Origin of the sequence: Frankia sp. R82, assembly GCF_023716925.1 — a bacterium.
GTDB lineage: Bacteria > Actinomycetota > Actinomycetes > Frankiales > Frankiaceae > Frankia.
The window spans coordinates 19,351-36,256 of the sequence record NZ_JAMQQG010000043.1; the positions used below are offsets into that span (position 1 = coordinate 19,351).

Consider the following 16,906-nt stretch of genomic DNA (forward strand, 5'->3'; position numbering starts at 1 on the left):
TCCCACACCACCGGGCGGCGGTCGGGCGGGTAGTGGGAGACGTGGGCCTGGTCGCCACGAGATATCAGTCCGCGCTCTTCAAGGCTGCTTAGGTGCCGCTGCACGGTCCGCTCGTGGACCTCGATGTCCTCGGCGATGTTGGGGACGGAGGGGAATGCGTGACGGCCGTCGCGGTCGGCCTGCTCGGCGAGACGGACGAGAATCAGGCGGGCAGTCGGGTCTCCTGCGGGGGCGTCGTAGAGGGCCCAGGAGACGGCAGTGGTGCTCACTGGCCACCGGCCCGACGCGCGTTGATGTCGACGACGTCGCGGCCTTCAAGGACGAGGATTGCCCGCTCGGCGGATCCGTCCCCCCCATGGGACAGGATGGAGATCGCCACGCTGATGCGGGTCTGGAGTTTTCCTGCGGCGCCGTCGAGTGCCCGCCGGCGCCATTCCTCCGCGTTCTGCCGTTCGATGCCGAGCTGGCGGTGCAGCTTGTCCATGCCGCGGGCGGCGGCATCTCTCATGCTGCTTTGCGCGGCGAGGTCGTAGCGGGCCTGATAGCACTGGTCTTCGGTCAGGCACTCGGCGCGCAGGGATTCTGGTTCCCCGTCACAGTTCTGGGCGTCGGGGTGCGGATTTGGATCAGGCATGATAGCCTTTCGTTAGTTGCATGTTGTGGTCCGAGCTGCTAACTCGGATGGCGGCGAGAAGCCCGACCGGTTGCCCCCCTTCCGGTCGGGCTTCTCGCTTTTACGAGGCCATTCGCGCCTGCCAGGACGGGATGAGCCAGCCCGCGGCCGTGGCCCCTACCGGGTCGACGTGGTGGATGTGGTCGTGATGCCGCCGACAGATCAACTTGATGTTGTTCGGGTCGACGATGGATCCTCCGCGGGCCCGCGAGAGCGGTTCGTGCGCATCCACCGGGCCGCCGCAGGGCACCGCGGGGAACGCGCCGGCGGCCGGGCAGCGGTCGGCCGGCTCGACGTCGGCGGCCAGGGCGGCCAGGGCGGCGACGACCTGGCCGCGCTGCCGGTTCTCGGCCCGCCGCTTCGCGGAGACCGGCTGTAGCCGTCCGCTCCGGGTGAAGGGCGCGCCCTGCTGGAGTCCGCCGCTGGCGGTCAGTGGGGTGCGTCGGGTGGGCCCTCCGGTGCGGGCGAGGGGCTGTGAGCGTCTGATGGTGCCCCCTTCGGCTCCGGTCTCCTACAGGATGTTCCATGAACATACCTGCTGTCGAGCGGATCGGGGGCTAGCGGGTCGCGTCCTGGCTGTCGCTCGGCGCGCTCGCGGGTGCCGATGATGCTTGTTGCTGCAGGTCATCGCGCTGGTGACGGAGGTGCGCGGCAGGCTTGACAAATCATGGAACAACATGGAACCTGATGTTAGGCGTCGCTGGACGCCAGCAAGGGGGGCTTCATGATCGACACCACTGACATTGCAGACCTGTACGAGCCGTGGATCACCGCGGTCCGCGGCGGCCAGGCCGGCATTGAACGGCTGCTCGTCGAGCAGCCCGACCTGGGCACGCCCGAGCAGATCGTCCGCGACGTCCTCACCGTCGTCGCCCCTGCGATCACCAACCCGGAGCTCCGCGAGGCCACGCTGCAGGCGGCCCGGGACGTCCAGGCCGCGCTCGACCGGCAGGCCACCACCGCCGCGCCGGGCCTGGCCCGCAGCCGCGCCGGACGGGCTCTGCTCGTCACCGGCCCCGCCGGAGCCATCGAAGCCGAACGGTTCGACGAAGCACAGCTGTTTGCCCGGGTGCGGGTCCACTCCCGCCCGGCCGGCGGCCAGGTCCACTACTGCGAGCGTTGCCCGGAAGGCTGCGCCCGTGGCTCCTGGCACCTCGGCGCAGGCTTCACCGCCTCGAATGCGGCGTTCGCCCAGGAGCTGGCCGCCGGCGTCTTCTACGACGAGGAGGCCACCTACCGGCTGCTGGAGGGCCTGTACGGCGAGTTTTTCGCCGGGTCGGCGGTCGCCGCATGAGCGCCGACCAGATACCGGCCGACCTGTACCCGGCCGACACCAAGGAGTGGACCGACCTCGGGTTCACCCTCGGACGGCCGGTCACCGGGAACCCGCTGTTCCGCCACGTCACCCTGCCGAACGGCTGGGCCTGGCGCGAATCCGACAGCCAGCCGAACTCCTCGACCATCGTCGACGAGCGAGGCCTGGTCCGCGTGGCGGTCGAGCGCAGCCCGAAGGGCCGGGCCGCAACAGCAAGCCTGATCAACGTCGGCTATGTCGTCGCAACCGTCGCGATCTACAACGGCAGTGCGATCCCCTGGGCGACGCTGACCCGCGACGAGCAGACCTTGGCTGCCGCCACGCTCGAGACGTATATCGCGCAGTCCGGCCGGCACCCGGAGTTCATCGACAAGCACCTGCGCCACGCGAAGACGCTGGCCGATTCCGCGCCGATGTTTCCCGCGGGGGCGCAGTGACCAGCGGCGGCGCTGCGGCGGTTCCCTGCGGCGGTTCGTTCCCGAACCCCGACCAGTCGCATCCGCTGCTGCTGGGCACGTACGGCCGGCTGACCGGGACCGGCCGCTGTCTGAGCTGCCTGCGCCAGGCAGACGACCCGATCCATGACGTTGACGTTCCTGCCTATGGAGGCAACCAGTGACCAGCACCAACAACGACTTTGCCGCCGGCAGGGTCGCCACCGGCGCCAACTACCTCGACAAGCTCACCAAATCTCAGGGGTGGGCGAACCGCATCGACCCCGAGCAGGATGTCTACGACCAGGTGATCAACCTGTCGCTTGACCTGATCGAGGGGCGGAGTATCGCCTTCTACCAGGCCTTCGGCCTCGAGCGTGACCCGGTGCATGGCATCACCGACGCCGATCTGGACCGGCTGTGGAAAATCGAGGTCGACAAGCGTCGCGGGACGCGCGGGCGGTCTGGCCGATGAGCTACGAGATCCGCCGGGTCGCCCTCGACTGGCTGCATCCTCGTGACGGCCGCTACCCGAACGGCAAGCCCCGCTACATCGGCCTGTTCGACGGCCCCTCCTACCACGAGCAGGTGGAGTACGCCCGCGAACACGGCGAGCCCGCCCCGAACCCGGCCGACTACATGCCGACGTGGGATGAGAGCACGCCGCTCGGCTGGTGCCTGTACGAAACGGTGACCGAGGGCACCCCGGTCAGCCCGGTGTTCAAGACCGAACGGGCGTTCGAGGACTGGTTGGTGTCCGAGCGGCAGATGACCCGCCCGGGTGCCCGGGAGCTCATCAAGCGCGGCTGGGTGGCAACAGGGTTCAGCGTCGGCGGCCGGTACATGACCGGTCTGGAGTTCATGGACCGCCATGCGGGCCGGTCATGAGCGCCCACCGTCGCCGTCACGTCTCGCCGCTCCGCGTTGCCGCCGCCGGCGCCGCGTTCTCCGCCGCGGTCGCAGGTGTCACAGCCGCCGGTAGCTCGGGCCGTCCGCCTGCCGTCGAGTCCACGGTTGTGCCGGTGAGGTCCACGGTTGTGCCGGTGAGGATGTGGGACCCACGGCCCTCGGGCCCCGCTGGTGGGGATCTGATTGCCATCGCGTTCGGGGAGCGCCACTGATGCCTACGAAGATCGAATGGGTCCGGAACGTCGACGGCACCCCAGGCGAGACCTGGAACGTAATCGACGGATGCTCCAAGATCAGTAGCGGTTGTGACAACTGCCTCGCCCCTGAGACACGGGTCCTCCGCGCGGACATGGTCTGGGTCCCGATCAAGGACATCCAGGTAGGCGACCGCCTCGTGAGCTTTACCGACACCCCGGCGGTTGGCCAGAACCGAGTCTGGGAGGAAGGGGTCGTCGAAGCCGTCTGGGAGACGGAGAAGCCGACAGTCGAGTTCGAGTTGGCGAACGGTGCCCGCGCAGTCGCCAGCGAAGACCACAAGTGGCTGATCGCAAAGCGGGGCGCGTCGCAGTGGTGGCGGTCCACCGTAGATCTCACCTTCAAGACCCCCGTCCGAACTGTGCGGCTGGCAGGAGGCGACCTCCGGACGTCAACCGACTACCGAGCTGGCTACATCGCCGGTGTCACAGCCGGTGATGGAACCTTCCGGTGGGATTCGTCATGGCGGTCTGACAAGCTCGGGTTCCCCCAGTCCTACTGGCGTGTCGCGAAGCCGGAATCGGACCGGGTCGTACTCGATCGGCTCGTCGACTACCTGAGCCACTTCGAGATCGACGTCGCTGTTCGGCCCTTCGACAGCGGGCCATCGGTGTTCACCGACAACCCGGTCCCCATGGCGAAGGTCGAGACCCGTCGGCTCGCCCACATGCCGCTCATCGCCGGCCTCTGCGAGGAACGGCCGACCACCGAGTGGATGACCGGATGGCTCGCGGGCATGTTCGACACCGACGCCTCGTACACCGGAGGCAACCTGCGGTTCCACCAGGCGAAGCCGAACGACGTGCTGGACATGGCAGTCCGGTTCGCGAAGGAGCTTGGCTTCGAGCTGAAGCGTGAGGACTACTCGGGCGGATGCCCGGGGGCCCGTCTCGTCGGTGGGATCCCAGAGAACATTGCCTTCCTCGCCGCGATCTCGCCTGCGATGACACGGCGCTGCCAGGACTTCTATGGCCGCAGAGTCGAAACCGAAGACCACATGGTGGTGGGTGTCCGCCGCGGTCCCGTCCGTCGCCTCGTCGACATCACCGTGTCGACCGGGACCTTCGTGGCGGAGGGGATGCTGACCCACAACTGCTACGCGGCCACAATCGCCCACCGGTTCGCCGGCACCAAGGCCTACCCCAACGGCTTCAACATCACCGTCCACCCGGAGCGGCTCACCGCACCGCTGCGCCGCCGCAAGCCCACCACCTACTTCGTCAACTCCATGGGCGACGTCTTCCACGACGACGTTCCCGACGAGGCGATCGTCCGCATGTGGGCGGTCATGGCCGCCACCCCGCAGCACACCTACATCGTGCTCACCAAGCGTCACGGCCGGATGCGCTCGTTCCTCCGCGACGAATGCCGCTGCGGCGCTGGCCACCAGCCGGGCATTCACCTGCGCTCGGCGATGGACTGGGCGTCCACCCCGCACAGCCCGACGTACGTCCCGGGCATCGAGCCGGGCCTGTACCACCGGATGCGGTGGCCGCTGCCGAACGTCTGGCTCGGGGTGAGCGCCGAAGACCAGCGGACCGCGGAGCTGCGCATCCCAGCGCTGCTGGCAACACCGGCCGCGGTCAGGGTGGTGTCCGCCGAGCCGCTCCTCGGCCCGGTCGATCTCACCAGGCTGAAGGCGCGGAACGGCGCCCACATCGACGCCCTCGCCGGGGACGTCATCCACCCGGTAACGGGTGAGATCTACGCGGCGGCGCCGGGCTGCATCGACTGGGTGATCGTCGGCGGCGAGTCGGGCCACCGGGCCCGGCCGATGCACCCGCTGTGGGCCCGCGGCCTGCGCGACCAGACGACCAGCCGGGGTCGGGCCTTCTTCTTCAAACAGTGGGGGTCTTGGGGTCCGGCCCAGCACAAGGTGCCCGTCGACCCGGAGCTGGTCGAACGGTGGGCGGCGGACCGGGGCGACCCGGCGCTGGTCGCCGAACTGAACGCCGCCAAGGCCGCCTCTGAGGCGGTCGGTGCCACCCACGGCTACGCCGTCTGGGCCGACCAGTACGGCTGGCAGCCCCACGAGTACTCCCACCGGCCGTGGTCCGTCGAGCGCAGCTCCGTCGACGAGTCGATGCACGCCTCGATCCGCCGGTGGGGTGTGAAGGCCGCCGGCCGCGAGCTGGACGGCCGGGTCCACGACGACATGCCCGCCCGCCACGCCCCCGCAGGAGCCGCATCATGAGCCTCTTCGATTTCCAGGCCGCCCTCAAGCTCGCTGACGACGTCTCCTTCGACGCCCTGATCATGGCCGCTGCGCTCCGCGCCGACACCATCAACCGCCGGCTCCTCCACAGCGCGTTCCCCGCTCTCGCCGTCGAGGCGTACGACCGGCGTGAGGCCCCCGGCGGACGGCTGCCCGAGGACGGTCCCCGTGGCTAGCGCCACCAAGGTTGCCGGCGGGCCGATCACCACCGGCGCCCGCTCCGTCCCCCTCACCCGCTCCGACTACGAGCAGGCGGTCGCGGCCATGGCCGACGACCAGGTGGCCTGCTGGCACACCGGCACCCCACTGGAGGGCTACGACGGCTGGGAGGGGTTCAAATGCCGGCTCCGCCCAGGCCACCGTGGACCCCACCGGGCGGTGCCGATCAAACACGATCATCATCCGGGCGGGATTGTCTCCGAGTGGGACGCGGTCCGCTACCCGCACATCACTGTCCACCCGGTGGACCTGCCCGACGGCGGGCAGGGCGTCGAGGTCCGCGACGCGGGCGTGGGAAAGGTCCTGATCCACGGTCTCATCGTCGCCGCCGGGGAGGGCTATGCCGTCCGCTGGCAGGGCCGGACCGGGCAGCTGGGTTCGGAGAAGTTCTACTCCCGGAGCTCCCTCGAGGTGCGGGAGCAGATCGCCATCGCATATGGCGGCGAAGCCCGGTGAGCGCCCTCCCCGACCAGACGTCGGCCAGCACCACCAGCCGGCAGACCGTGGTGCACGTCGACTTGCCGCACGCCTTCGAGCAGCTCGCCAACCGGGCCACTGGCCTCTGCGGCCTGTGCGGCTCGACCGTCCGCGGCGGGATGTGCCATGGCTGACCATCCGCTGTCCGCGCTGCTGGCCGAGAACGATCAGCTTCACGCCGAGAACGCGCGGCTGCGTGAGGCGCTGTCCGCGGCGAACCGGACGATCAAGGTTCTCGCCAACGGCCGTGACACAACCCCTGTTCTCCCGTCGGCGCTGCCAACCCCCCCGGGTGGCGCCGGCGGGGCCACACCTCCGGCCGGGGCGTTGGGTGGGTCCGCACCCCGGCCGGAGCCAACATCGGAGCCGGCACGATGACCCTGACCACCCTCGACCCGATCGACCGGTACCGCGTCCGCGCCGACACGAACAGCCTGCCCGACCTCGACCCCTTCTTCGCCTGCCCGCGCCCGGCAAGCGGGCTGGTCGCCCTCGACCTGTTCGCCGGCGCCGGCGGATCATCCACCGGCCTCATCTGGGCCGGACACAAAGTGGCCCTGGCGATCAACCACTGGCAGACCGCGATCGAATCGCACAGCGCGAACCACCGCGACACCGACCACTGGCGTCACGACCTCGGCGCCTGGCGCCACAACGACCCGTTCTGGCAGGGCACCAACCCGCCCGTCGGCCGCGACGACCTGTACGGATTCCTCCCCGCCGCCGACATCCTGTGGGCCAGCCCGGTCTGCAAGGCACACACCCGGGCGCAGGGTAAGAAGCAAACCCGGCGCGTCCAGCAGGTCAGCCTGTGGGAGCACGACGACGAACGCCCCGCCGACGAGGCCGCCGCACGATCCCGCGCCACCATGCGCGACGTCCTGCGCGCCATCGAATCCGCGACGATGCGCGGCCAGCCCTTCCTCGGCGGGATCATCGAGAACGTCCCCGAAGTTGTGGACTGGGAGCACTGGCCCCGCTGGTGCCGCGAACTGAACGACCTCGGCTACGACTATGCGATCGTCTCCCTCAACTCGGCGTTCGCCGCGGACGACACGCTCGGCGTCACCCGCGCGCCGCAACTCCGCAACCGCGTCTACATCATCTGGTGGAAGCGCACCCTGGGCCGACGGCCCGACCTCGACTTCCGAGTCACCTCCTGGTGCCCGCGCTGCGAAGTCCTCGTCGAGGCGAAGCAGTCGTGGAAGAACCCTTGGCGTGGCGAGCCGGTCGGCACCTACGGCCGCAACGGCCAGTACTGGTACCGATGCCCCACCTGCCGCACCATCGCCGAGCCGCTGGTCCAACCGGCCGCAGACATCATCAACTGGGCGGTCACGGGGCCACTCGTCGGCGACCGTGAGCGGCTCGGCCTGCCCGTACTGCGCCCGGCCACCCGCGACAGGATCGCCGCAGGCCTGGCCCGCTATGGCACCAGTCCCACGCTGATCGCGACCGGTGGCAGTTGGAACACCAGCCCGGCCAGCCCCGCCGACCCGTTCCGAACCCGCACCACCACCGAATGGGAAGCGTTGGCCACCACCCCCGCTGGGGTCGACCCGTTCCTCGTCTGCCTGCGCGGCGGCGGGGAGAAGGGACGTGCCCATTCGGCGTGGGGGCCGATTGGAACCGTGTCCGCGCAGGGCGAGCACCATGCCGTCGTCACCGCCGGCGCCCGCCACATGATCACCTCGTACTACGGCAACGGCGGGTGCACACCCACGCTCGTTCCCCTGCCTACGCAGCCGACAAAAGACCGGTTCGCGCTCGTGTCGACCGACGGCGGCGACGTCGATAGCTGCACCTACCGGATGCTCGACCCCGACACGGAGATCAAGAAAGCGATGGCCTTCCCGGCGGGCTATCACCTGTTCGGCAACCGCGGCGACCGCACAGCCCAGCTCGGGAACGCGGTCACCCCCAACTGCTCTGCTCTGGTTAGTCACAGGCTCGCGCAGGCGATCCTCGGGGAGCGTGTCGCATGACCGCTCCCCGCCGCCTGCCGCCCGGCGAAGCCGTCGTTCTCGCCGCAGCGCTTCTCGCCCTGCTGCTCGTCGCGCTCGCCGTCGGGGCCGCCCAAGCCGGCCCGGCACGCCAGCTGGCCTGCGGGCAGACCCATCCGTCTCGCTGCACCACCCGAACACCCATCCACGATCAAGGAGGAGATGTCCGATGACCACCCCGGCGATGTCCGAGTACGACTGGATGGAGCTGGTCTCCTTCGACTTCAGGATCGAGGAGGGCGGCTTCGACAGCGCCTACCTGAGCTACCCGCCCACGTTCGAGGACCCGGGGCTGCAGACGATCGCCGCCGACGAGCGGCTCCTGCACCGGGCCGTCCTCGGCCTGCAGGTGGAGCTGGAGCGCTGGCGTGAGGTGCACTTCGGCGATGCCGCGGTCCTGATCGACGCGCACCGCCGTCAGGCAGCCCAGCGGCGGGAGGCCGGCAATGTGGCCTGACGACCTGCTCGCCGCGCTGCGCGCGCAGGCCCGCGGCGTCTACACGGCCGAAGCCGCCGTCGAGCTCCTCGCCGGCTGGAACAACGGCTACTGGATCCGCAGGGCCGCCGCAAACCTCGCGGCGCTGAAGGTCGACTACTCGGATGATCCCGACGAGATTGGCGATACCCCGATGGCCAGCATCGACTGGCGGGCCCTCAACCCCAACCGGATAACCGCATCGTCGGGCGAGCGAGCGATCCTCGTGATTGCCTGCTCGCTCGGCGGCGGCCGGCCGGTTGATCTGCGGGACTGCCTGACCTCCTTGGGCCTGCACGGCATCGACTGCGTGACCGCCGCGATCGTCCACGCCGGCGGTCGCCGCCCGGACGGAGTCTGATGACCGCCGTCGAAACGCCACGGTTCGAGGACGGGGCCGACTCCCTGCCCGTCTGGGAGCCGCCGGCCATCTGTCGCTGCCGCCACTCGGAAGGCCTGCACTGGCAGGAGGAGGACGGCGAGCAAGGCTGCGATGGCACGGTCGGCACGCAGTTGTGCACCTGCCGCGGGTTCACCACCTGGCCGGCCAGGCCGCCAGCCGGGGCCTGCCGTGTTTGACCTGGTCGCCACCGCCGCCGCTGTGCTGCTGGCCGCTCTGCTGCTGTGGCTGGCCGGCTGGTGTGCCGGCCGCCGCCACGAACGCATCCGCCGCAGCTGACCCCGAGCCCCGCCGTCCTGTCCGCGCGGACCGCAGCGGGACGGCGGTCTACACGTCCCGGCGCCGGCCAACCCCCGAGCCGGCGCCGGGACCCCCACCACACGGAGAGGGCTATCGCACCGTGAACGCCTGGTACCACGCCCGATCCTCCGCCCGGAAATGGGGCGGTGAGCCAGAGACGTACCTGCCGGTGCACGAGTTCATCGACAGCTCCAAAGAAGCGTTTCCCGACATGCGCCATCGGGCGATGCTCCACAGCTCGTGGGGCATCTACCTGGCTGGCCGCATGTTCGGCCCCACCCTCGTCGTCCCGCGCGAGCACGGTGAGGTCCGGATACCCGTACGTCTCATCGCCGAACAGCACGTAATCGAAGACCTCGGACGGATCCCCACCGTCGAGGACTACCTGAAGTACATGACCTTGCAGCCATGGATGGGCGGCGCCCAGCGCCGCACCGTCACCACGAGCGACTTCCTAGGAGCGAAATGAGCACCGATATCCCAACCACGTTCGCCGGGCTGCCCATCGAAGGCGAGGTCTCCTACTACCAGGAGCCCCGGGACAGGCCGCAGAAGACCGCCGAAGAGTTCAAAGCCGCGCTTGACCGCCTGTTCGCGACCGCGGGGGTGAAGGCTGTGGTGTGGACGCAGTACACCCCATACTTCAACGACGGCGAGCCTTGCGTCTTCGGGATGAACCTTGAAGGTGTGGTGCTGGATCCCGCGCCCGACGGTGTCACCTCCTATAACACCGTTCCCGTCGGGGACGGTGAGCTGCCCGTTTTCGACGTGTATGACCTAGACAGGGAGGCGGGCCTGGCCGCTCTGGTCGGCCTGCTGCGCGAGCTCGGCGGGGACTTGGTCTCGTACGAGGACGTGTCCCTCAATGCGTTCGGGGATCCAGCCCGGGTTGTTGCCCGTCCGGACAGGTTCGAGGTTCACGACTACTCGCACGACTGACCGCCGCGCCACGTCCCCGGGGCGGGCCGGTCAGACCCCCGCCCCGGGGCGCACCCCGAGGAGCCACAGATGATCCGCGTCAACGTTCGGTCGGAACGCTGGCGTCCAGCCGGCGCAGGCTTCACCTCCCCGCTCGCACACAACCCGCCCGACGCCCGGGCACTCATCACCTCCAACCGGAAAATCTGGTTCGTACTGGAGGTTCGTGACCGCGACCTCATCGACTGGGACGAATACGACCGCCTGCGGCTCACACACGCACAGGCCATTCGGGACCAGCGCATAGATCGCCGACGGCGACTAGCCGAGAACAGCGCCACCCTCTCGCTGCCCAGTGGCACCCGGTTCCAAGGCCCGACCACACCGAACGTGTACGACCTGTGGGACGGCACCGCCGGCACATGGTGGAACCGCCCCCGGGTGGTGATGGTCCGCCCGCACCTCGGCGGGAAGCGGCTGCACTGGCGCTGGCCACACGACTTCTGGGCCCAGTGCTGGGCGCTCCCCGAACATCACGCCATCTGCGGGTCGTGCGGCGAGATCTACCCGTGCACCGAGGTCGAAGCGGCCAAGCAGGCGTCCCGCGAGATGGTCAACGTCGAGAAGCTCATGTCCATCCCGCCCGGTGCCTGCTGGCACTGCCAGCAGCCGATCAGCCAGCGTCAGCAGTCCGTGACGTTCCCCGGCGACAACCTGCTGCTGCCCGGTGGCCCCCCGGTCGCATTCCACCTGCGCCGCTCCGGTGGCTGCGGTGACGCGGCTGCCGGCTACGAGACGCGGTGGCGTGAAGCGAAGGCCAACGCCCGCCTGGATGACGAGGTGAACCGTGCCATCGACAGTTGAGCGCGTCGCCTGCCCCTGTGGCAGCCCGTTCCTCCAGTCGGCGATGGGCGACGCCGGCACCATCGACTGGACCGGGTTGTGCCCGGGCTGTGTCACCCTCACCCAGGCCGACCGGGAGATCCTCGCCCGCCTGTCCGCCGGCGACACCGTCGTCGTCCGCCTGCCTGGCCTGTACCAGCCGTACCCGCCGCTGCTCCGCCGGCTGGCCGACGAGCGCCGCCTGGTCCGCATCGGCCGGGGCACCGTGTGGGGCAACCCGCACCGGCTCCCGGCCCGGGCCACAGCGGAGCAGCGCGCCGCCGTCATCGCCCGCTACGCCGAGGACCTCGACCGGCGGCCCGACCTGCTCGCCCGGCTCCCCGAGCTTCGCGGCCGGGCCCTCGCCTGCTACTGCTCGCCGCTCGCCTGTCACGGGGACGTCCTGGCCGCCCGGGCCGCCCAGCTCTCCACCAGCCCACCCAGCCGATAGGAGTCCGCCTTGACTACCCCTTACACCTTCACCTGCCCGTACTGCCTCGCCGTCTCCGACCCGGTCGGCAGCGCCGCGGAGGCCGAGCAGCTGCTCGACGTCCACCTGCGAGGCCAGCACGGCTGGGTCGGCCGGTCTAACGGCCAGACCACCCGGCAGTAGCCGCCCCTACGCCCCGTCGGCCCCGTCGTCTCCGGATGGCGGGGCCGGCTGCTGTCCGGGGCCGTCCAGGTAGGCCTTGAGCGCCTCCACGACCAGCTCGGCCACCGTCCGGTCCTCCAGGAGTGCCCGGGCCCGTAGTCGCCGTTCCAATCGCAGCGGCACCGCCCGGTAGATCGCCAGCAGCGCCCGGATGACCGGCGTGACCTCCCCGCCGGGTCCACGGGACCGCTGGACGCGGGCCATCGTCGCCCGCCACTCGTCCTCGGCGATGCGAACAGTGCGTTTCGGTGTTCCAGCGGACACCCGACCCCCGTCGACAGGCCGGTGACATGGCGGTGTCATGTCACCCTTCACCGCAGTCTAGCTGCGACAACTCGGAATCGTAGCCAAAACCTTCACGATAACCGGCGCGGGGCCTTCACAACTGCCGGTTCTCGGGATAGTGTCGTGCCAGCGACTTAAACAACCGAATACGCGGCCGAGACAGCGCCCCACTCCACTGGGTGCGCCCCAGGCGCAGGGACTCCACTCCCTGGCCCGGGACGACTAGGCCGTACCGCCTGACCTAACCAGGAGGACAACCCATGGCTACCCTGCCATGCCGTGCCCCGGCACGAACACCCCCGCACGGTGTTGCCCCACCGTTGCGCAGCCGTCGGCGCCCCGTCACGCCGCTGACCAGCGCCGATCTCGCCCCCCATGCCGCCCGCTTCTGGGCCCTCGTGGACCGCACCGGCGAGCACTGGACCTGGACCGGCCCGGTCGACCCCCGCGGCGCCGGCCGCTTCTACGTAGGTCAACAGCAGATCCGCCCCCACCACGCCGTCCTTCTCCTCGAGGGCAGCGCCCGGCCTGCGGCGAATTCGATCACCCGTCAGAGCTGCGCATCCGCAGGCTGCATCCGCCACTGGTCGTGGAAACCCGAGAAGAACACGCACCGGGCCAATACCATCCTGGGAAGCGTCGCTCGGCCCATGCCCAGAAAGGCTCCACCGGTCGTCGGAGACTCGGTCGGGTGGGAAAGCCGTGCGCTGTGCGCCGGCACCGACAACCCGGACTTTTTCTTTCCTGACAGCGCCGAGGACAGCCGGGCTGTGCAAAGGTTCTGCCGGCCCTGCCCCGTCCAGGTCGAGTGCGGCACCGCGGCGATTGCCCGGGGCGAGGAGCACGGCGTGTGGGCCGGCATGTCGCAGATGGAGCTCCGCCGGGCCGTCCGGCAGGTCGCCGAGAGCCGTCAGGTGGTGGCGGCATGAACGCCTGCTCCGAGTGCGGCCGGGTCCTCACCGGCGGCGGCCAGCACGACTCGATCTGCTCGAAGGGCCGGACCTCATGAGCCTCGAGCTTGAGCGTGCACAGGCGGCGAACGCGGCCCTCTGGGCCGCCACCCACACTCTCCTCGGCCAGATCGAAGCCGAGCAGACCCTGCACACCGCCTACGTGAACCTGCTGGCAGTCGGTGCTCCCAGCGCCGAGCTGGCCGAAGCGTGGGAGGCCTACGTCGGGGCGCGATCCCGTCGCGCCCGCCAGTTCGCGGTCCTCGGCCGCGGTGAACTGATCGGCCAGCTCGACGCCGCGGAGAACGACGCGATCGAGACCGCCGCCCACGAGGCGGCTGTGAGCGGGGTGGCCGCATGATGCTCACCGCCATCCAGGAACTCGCCGCCGCACTGGCCGAGGAGGACCGGCTCGAGGAGCGCGGGGTCCTCGCGGCCGGCGACCGGACGACCTGCCACACCCACCAGTCGTGGGCCCGGGACTGTGCCGCCAACCCGGCGCATGTCCAGGCCCGGGTGAACTCGGCGTGGGCGACGCGGGCCTTGGCCGTGCTGCAGGGGGCCCGGTGAACGCCGCGACCGTGCGCCGGGGCATCGCCCGCCCGCTGGAGTGGGCCGCCGCCTACATGCCCGCCCTCGCCGTCCTTGCAGTCGTCGCCGTGCTGTTCGCCGGCCAGGGCTTTCGGGCCGCGGCCGTGTGGAGCATGCCGCCGATGGCAGCGATGGGCCTGTTCCAGCTTGCCGCCGGCCTGCTCGACCCGCAGCCGCCCGCCGACCGTTCCTGGTGGGCCGAGCCCATGGTCAGTCTCGCGCTCGGCGTGTTCGGCAGCTACTGGTACCTCGTCCGCTAGTTCAGCTCACCCACCCCCGTACCGCCTTCACTAGGAGTGATTGTCATGCCCATTTTCGCCATCGTGGCCATCGGCCTCTGCGTCTGGCGCTGCCGGAAGAAGGGCGCGCAGGCCCCGGACATGTTCCTCGGCGCCCTCGCCCTGCTCGGCATCAGCCTGGCAGTTGATCTGCACTCGATCGCCGAGCCGATCAACACCTCGCTGGGCCAGCTGTTCAGCAGCGCGAAGAACGTCATCTGACCCGGCTGGCCGCCGGACAGCGTGCCCGGCGGCCAGCCAACCCTGCCCTACCTGAAAGGGGTGACCGTCATGCTCCGCACGCCCGAGACCACCGACCTCGCGCCCGTCGACCCCGTGGAGCGGCGTGTGGATGCCGACGCCGACGTCGACCGCGACTTCCGTCGGGCGAAACTCCAGCTCGAAATCGAACAGCTCCAGCAGGCCGCAGCCGACGAACGCGAGGCGAAGCTGGCCGCCGCAGCCAAGGCCGAGAAGGCCGACAAATGGGCCGGCCGGAAGGCCGCTGTGAACGGCACTCTGGCCGCGCCGGTCCGCTACTGCCGGCGGAGCGCCGCCGGCGCCTGGTCTTCGATCGTCTACGCGCTCGCCGTCGGCACCGCCGTCTACGGGCAGATCACCATCGCAGTGGATCTGCTCCACTGGCCCACCCCCGCTGGGGTCGCGGTCGCAGGCTTCGTCGAGGGCCTTGCCCTCAGCATGGCGCTGACCGCACACGAGCTGAGGATGCGCGGCGAGCGGGCCTTGGCGCCCCGGGTCCTGACCTGGGTTGCCGCCGGGTTCGCCGCCGCGGTCAACGGATATGCGCACAGGGACGACGCGGTTGCTGCGGTTCTTCTTGCTGCCGCTTCTCTCGCGGGCATTACGGTCTGGGAAATTCGCACCGGCGCCCGAAATCGTGGGGAGCTGCGCGCACTCGGAATCATTGCGGTTCCCCGCCCCCGCCTCGGGTTGGCCTACTGCGTCCGCTTTCCGGTCCGCGCATTCTGGGCGTGGACCGCAACGATCGCCTATCCGGCTATTCGGACGCGGGCTGAGGCCATCGACATTGGCATGGGGCTCAGGTCCGTCCGGCGAGCGGACCGGTGGAAGAACTTCCAGCAGACCGCGGCGGACGATCTTCTCCCGGTCCGGTCCGGCGAGACTCCCGGTCCGGAGGGTCCGGGTGGTGCGGACGACCCGGTCCGGATGGTTGCGGACTGGTCTGTCCCGTCCGGCTGGGTTCCGGACCGGACCGCGATCACCGCCGGACCGGACCGGGCCGAAGCGGACCGGACCGCAGACGAGCGGACCGAGCCGCGGACCGGCATTGCGGACCGGTCCGGAGAGCCGGTCCGGACGGACTGGACGCCGGACCGGAGCGCGGACCGGACCGGACCGGACGGGGAGGTTGCTGCGGACCGGTCCGCAGACCAGGAGGTTCCGGTCCGGACCGGGCTGGCGGACCGGTCTGCCAGTGGGGCCGAGGATGCGGACCGGTCCGCGGAGTTGCGGACCGAGGAGGCGTCCGAGGATGGCCCGTCCGCGGACGAGATGGAGCCTGCGGTCCGGGATGCGCTGCCGTTGGTCCGGCCGTTCGCCGAGGTGTTGTGGATGCGCGGCGACAAGATCAACAGGGAGACGTTGCGCGCCGAGATCAGGAACGCCCCCGAGGACCGCAAGATCAAAATTGAGAACGGTCTCCTCGGCAAGGTCAGCCAGATCCTCCGCGCCGAACTGCCCCTCCCCTCCCCCGAGGAGAGCGAGGCGACCACCCGATGAGCCGCAAAGAGGACCGTCGGGCCACCACCGCCGCCGAGCGCCACCGCCGCCGGCAGGCCGTCCTCAGCACCAAGTTCCGCCGGGCCAAGAACCAGAGCCAGCGCGTGTCGGCCGCCGCCGACTACGTCCGCTCCGCGATGAGCGACCCCGAGGTGACCGCCGCGGCGGCGAACTCAACGGCCGACCAGGCCATCCGCAAGCTCGTCGAGCTCGCCGACCAGCTCGTCACCCAGACCGGAGGGCGGTAACTGTGAGTGAAACCCTGGAATCCCCAGTGGAGTTTCCGGCCGTCCCCCCCCTCGACCCGGAAATCGGGTCCAACGCGCGCCCGCGCGCACGCGAGGCTAACACGCCCCTTCCGGGCCCCGAGAAGGGGTGGCGACCAGAGTTTCCGGCATGGTTTCTGGCCACTCTCGGTGACTATCGGGAGGTGTGGGAGACCGCCCCCACCCCTGCAAACGATCTTCTTCGGTACTCGACCGAAGGCGCTTGGACCTACCCCTACGCGATCAAGCTCCGGAAGATCCACTGGTGGTACACCTGCGCCATCGCCATCCCAGCCACCGCCATCGCCTACCCGCTCGCGCTGACCGTCCAGCACCTCGCCGGGCTCCACGCCGAGCGCGAGCCGCGCGCCGAACCGCTCACCGGCGGATCGAAAGTCGGCCAGGCCGTGCTCGACCGGGTTGGCCAGATCCCCGAGCCACCGGCCCTCGTCGACGTCTGGCACGAGGTCCAAGACGACGTCGCGACCCGTGAGGGTGCGGGCGCCCGGTTGGCGTGGTGGATCGGAGCCGCCACCACCGCCGTGACCGCTCTGCTGTACGGCATCGCCTGGCTGGTTCAGCGGCCTGGCAGGCTCCTGACCTGCACATCCATCGCCCTAGCTGTCCAGCTCACCTGAGAGGAGGTGA

The 16,906-nt window shown here is 70.1% G+C and carries 29 protein-coding genes and 1 pseudogene; 27 read left to right on the forward strand and 3 right to left on the reverse strand.

Annotated features, from left to right (window positions below; translation table 11 throughout):
- Positions 1 to 74: 74 nt before the first annotated feature.
- Positions 75 to 269, reverse strand: a pseudogene (locus ND747_RS30065) (helix-turn-helix domain-containing protein); the annotation flags it as partial.
- The gene (locus tag ND747_RS10735; RefSeq protein ID WP_251733361.1) at positions 266 to 634 is read right to left on the reverse strand and encodes a hypothetical protein; all 369 of its coding nucleotides are present in this window, start codon (positions 632 to 634) and stop codon (positions 266 to 268) included. The pseudogene ND747_RS30065 and the gene ND747_RS10735, both read right to left, overlap by 4 nt.
- Before the next feature lie 187 nt (positions 635 to 821).
- On the opposite strand from ND747_RS10735, the gene ND747_RS10740 reads away from it, so the two are divergent.
- The 19 genes from ND747_RS10740 to ND747_RS10830 all read left to right on the forward strand — a co-directional run bounded on the left by ND747_RS10740 (position 822) and on the right by ND747_RS10830 (position 12,088).
- Complete coding sequence (locus ND747_RS10740; RefSeq protein WP_251733362.1) at positions 822 to 1,052, forward strand: hypothetical protein; 231 nt, start codon at positions 822 to 824, stop codon at positions 1,050 to 1,052.
- 345 nt (positions 1,053 to 1,397) lie between these two features.
- On the forward strand, positions 1,398 to 1,967 hold the full coding sequence (locus tag ND747_RS10745; RefSeq protein WP_251733363.1) for a hypothetical protein: 570 nt from the start codon (positions 1,398 to 1,400) through the stop codon (positions 1,965 to 1,967).
- Complete coding sequence (locus ND747_RS10750; RefSeq protein ID WP_251733364.1) at positions 1,964 to 2,425, forward strand: hypothetical protein; 462 nt, start codon at positions 1,964 to 1,966, stop codon at positions 2,423 to 2,425. The genes ND747_RS10745 and ND747_RS10750 overlap by 4 nt, the downstream gene beginning before the upstream one ends.
- Before the next feature lie 178 nt (positions 2,426 to 2,603).
- The gene (locus ND747_RS10755; RefSeq protein ID WP_251733365.1) at positions 2,604 to 2,897 is read left to right on the forward strand and encodes a hypothetical protein; all 294 of its coding nucleotides are present in this window, start codon (positions 2,604 to 2,606) and stop codon (positions 2,895 to 2,897) included.
- Positions 2,894 to 3,310, forward strand: a complete 417-nt coding sequence (locus tag ND747_RS10760; RefSeq protein ID WP_251733366.1) for a hypothetical protein — start codon at positions 2,894 to 2,896, stop codon at positions 3,308 to 3,310. Before ND747_RS10755 ends, ND747_RS10760 begins: the two co-directional genes overlap by 4 nt.
- Before the next feature lie 1,354 nt (positions 3,311 to 4,664).
- Complete coding sequence (locus ND747_RS30070; protein WP_285900333.1) at positions 4,665 to 5,780, forward strand: DUF5131 family protein; 1,116 nt, start codon at positions 4,665 to 4,667, stop codon at positions 5,778 to 5,780.
- Entirely contained in the window at positions 5,777 to 5,977 is a 201-nt protein-coding gene (locus ND747_RS10770; protein WP_251733368.1) for a hypothetical protein, read from the forward strand. Before ND747_RS30070 ends, ND747_RS10770 begins: the two co-directional genes overlap by 4 nt.
- On the forward strand, positions 5,970 to 6,476 hold the full coding sequence (locus tag ND747_RS10775) for a hypothetical protein (protein WP_251733369.1): 507 nt from the start codon (positions 5,970 to 5,972) through the stop codon (positions 6,474 to 6,476). Before ND747_RS10770 ends, ND747_RS10775 begins: the two co-directional genes overlap by 8 nt.
- On the forward strand, positions 6,473 to 6,631 hold the full coding sequence (locus tag ND747_RS10780) for a hypothetical protein (RefSeq protein WP_251733370.1): 159 nt from the start codon (positions 6,473 to 6,475) through the stop codon (positions 6,629 to 6,631). Before ND747_RS10775 ends, ND747_RS10780 begins: the two co-directional genes overlap by 4 nt.
- The gene (locus tag ND747_RS10785) at positions 6,624 to 6,875 is read left to right on the forward strand and encodes a hypothetical protein (RefSeq protein ID WP_251733371.1); all 252 of its coding nucleotides are present in this window, start codon (positions 6,624 to 6,626) and stop codon (positions 6,873 to 6,875) included. Before ND747_RS10780 ends, ND747_RS10785 begins: the two co-directional genes overlap by 8 nt.
- Positions 6,872 to 8,482 carry a hypothetical protein gene (locus tag ND747_RS10790; RefSeq protein ID WP_251733372.1) on the forward strand — a complete coding sequence of 537 codons (1,611 nt, stop codon included), beginning with the start codon at positions 6,872 to 6,874 and terminating at the stop codon, positions 8,480 to 8,482. Before ND747_RS10785 ends, ND747_RS10790 begins: the two co-directional genes overlap by 4 nt.
- Positions 8,479 to 8,673 carry a hypothetical protein gene (locus ND747_RS10795; protein ID WP_251733373.1) on the forward strand — a complete coding sequence of 65 codons (195 nt, stop codon included), beginning with the start codon at positions 8,479 to 8,481 and terminating at the stop codon, positions 8,671 to 8,673. The genes ND747_RS10790 and ND747_RS10795 overlap by 4 nt, the downstream gene beginning before the upstream one ends.
- Positions 8,670 to 8,957 (forward strand): hypothetical protein, encoded by a 288-nt coding sequence (locus tag ND747_RS10800; RefSeq protein WP_251733374.1) that lies wholly within the window; start codon positions 8,670 to 8,672, stop codon positions 8,955 to 8,957. The genes ND747_RS10795 and ND747_RS10800 overlap by 4 nt, the downstream gene beginning before the upstream one ends.
- The gene (locus ND747_RS10805; RefSeq protein WP_251733375.1) at positions 8,947 to 9,336 is read left to right on the forward strand and encodes a hypothetical protein; all 390 of its coding nucleotides are present in this window, start codon (positions 8,947 to 8,949) and stop codon (positions 9,334 to 9,336) included. Before ND747_RS10800 ends, ND747_RS10805 begins: the two co-directional genes overlap by 11 nt.
- A 439-nt stretch (positions 9,337 to 9,775) precedes the next feature.
- Positions 9,776 to 10,144, forward strand: coding sequence for a hypothetical protein (locus tag ND747_RS10810; protein WP_374216206.1), 369 nt, complete (start codon positions 9,776 to 9,778; stop codon positions 10,142 to 10,144).
- The gene (locus ND747_RS10815; protein ID WP_251733377.1) at positions 10,141 to 10,614 is read left to right on the forward strand and encodes a hypothetical protein; all 474 of its coding nucleotides are present in this window, start codon (positions 10,141 to 10,143) and stop codon (positions 10,612 to 10,614) included. Before ND747_RS10810 ends, ND747_RS10815 begins: the two co-directional genes overlap by 4 nt.
- Before the next feature lie 69 nt (positions 10,615 to 10,683).
- Positions 10,684 to 11,457, forward strand: a complete 774-nt coding sequence (locus ND747_RS10820) for a hypothetical protein (protein ID WP_251733378.1) — start codon at positions 10,684 to 10,686, stop codon at positions 11,455 to 11,457.
- Positions 11,441 to 11,926 (forward strand): DUF4326 domain-containing protein, encoded by a 486-nt coding sequence (locus ND747_RS10825; protein WP_251733379.1) that lies wholly within the window; start codon positions 11,441 to 11,443, stop codon positions 11,924 to 11,926. Before ND747_RS10820 ends, ND747_RS10825 begins: the two co-directional genes overlap by 17 nt.
- 9 nt (positions 11,927 to 11,935) lie before the next feature.
- On the forward strand, positions 11,936 to 12,088 hold the full coding sequence (locus tag ND747_RS10830) for a hypothetical protein (RefSeq protein ID WP_251733380.1): 153 nt from the start codon (positions 11,936 to 11,938) through the stop codon (positions 12,086 to 12,088).
- 6 nt (positions 12,089 to 12,094) lie between these two features.
- Here ND747_RS10830 and ND747_RS10835 read toward each other — a convergent pair whose 3' ends face one another.
- Positions 12,095 to 12,391 (reverse strand): hypothetical protein, encoded by a 297-nt coding sequence (locus ND747_RS10835; RefSeq protein ID WP_251733381.1) that lies wholly within the window; start codon positions 12,389 to 12,391, stop codon positions 12,095 to 12,097.
- Positions 12,392 to 12,810: 419 nt separating this feature from the next.
- Between ND747_RS10835 and ND747_RS29755 the strand changes: the two genes are divergently transcribed.
- From ND747_RS29755 to ND747_RS10875, 8 genes are all read left to right on the forward strand, one after another.
- On the forward strand, positions 12,811 to 13,341 hold the full coding sequence (locus ND747_RS29755) for a WhiB family transcriptional regulator (protein WP_251733382.1): 531 nt from the start codon (positions 12,811 to 12,813) through the stop codon (positions 13,339 to 13,341).
- A 76-nt stretch (positions 13,342 to 13,417) separates the two neighbouring features.
- Positions 13,418 to 13,723, forward strand: coding sequence for a hypothetical protein (locus tag ND747_RS10845; protein WP_251733383.1), 306 nt, complete (start codon positions 13,418 to 13,420; stop codon positions 13,721 to 13,723).
- Complete coding sequence (locus ND747_RS10850; protein WP_251733384.1) at positions 13,720 to 13,932, forward strand: hypothetical protein; 213 nt, start codon at positions 13,720 to 13,722, stop codon at positions 13,930 to 13,932. Before ND747_RS10845 ends, ND747_RS10850 begins: the two co-directional genes overlap by 4 nt.
- Positions 13,929 to 14,213: a hypothetical protein gene (locus tag ND747_RS10855; protein ID WP_251733385.1), complete on the forward strand. Its 285-nt coding sequence runs from the start codon at positions 13,929 to 13,931 to the stop codon at positions 14,211 to 14,213. The genes ND747_RS10850 and ND747_RS10855 overlap by 4 nt, the downstream gene beginning before the upstream one ends.
- Before the next feature lie 45 nt (positions 14,214 to 14,258).
- The gene (locus ND747_RS10860) at positions 14,259 to 14,453 is read left to right on the forward strand and encodes a hypothetical protein (protein WP_251733386.1); all 195 of its coding nucleotides are present in this window, start codon (positions 14,259 to 14,261) and stop codon (positions 14,451 to 14,453) included.
- A gap of 69 nt (positions 14,454 to 14,522) precedes the next feature.
- Positions 14,523 to 15,992 (forward strand): DUF2637 domain-containing protein, encoded by a 1,470-nt coding sequence (locus ND747_RS10865; RefSeq protein WP_251733387.1) that lies wholly within the window; start codon positions 14,523 to 14,525, stop codon positions 15,990 to 15,992.
- A complete protein-coding gene (locus tag ND747_RS10870) occupies positions 15,989 to 16,240 on the forward strand; it encodes a hypothetical protein (RefSeq protein WP_251733388.1) in 252 nt (83 codons plus the stop codon). Before ND747_RS10865 ends, ND747_RS10870 begins: the two co-directional genes overlap by 4 nt.
- Before the next feature lie 182 nt (positions 16,241 to 16,422).
- Complete coding sequence (locus ND747_RS10875) at positions 16,423 to 16,896, forward strand: hypothetical protein (protein ID WP_251733389.1); 474 nt, start codon at positions 16,423 to 16,425, stop codon at positions 16,894 to 16,896.
- The last annotated feature ends 10 nt before the right edge of the window (positions 16,897 to 16,906 follow it).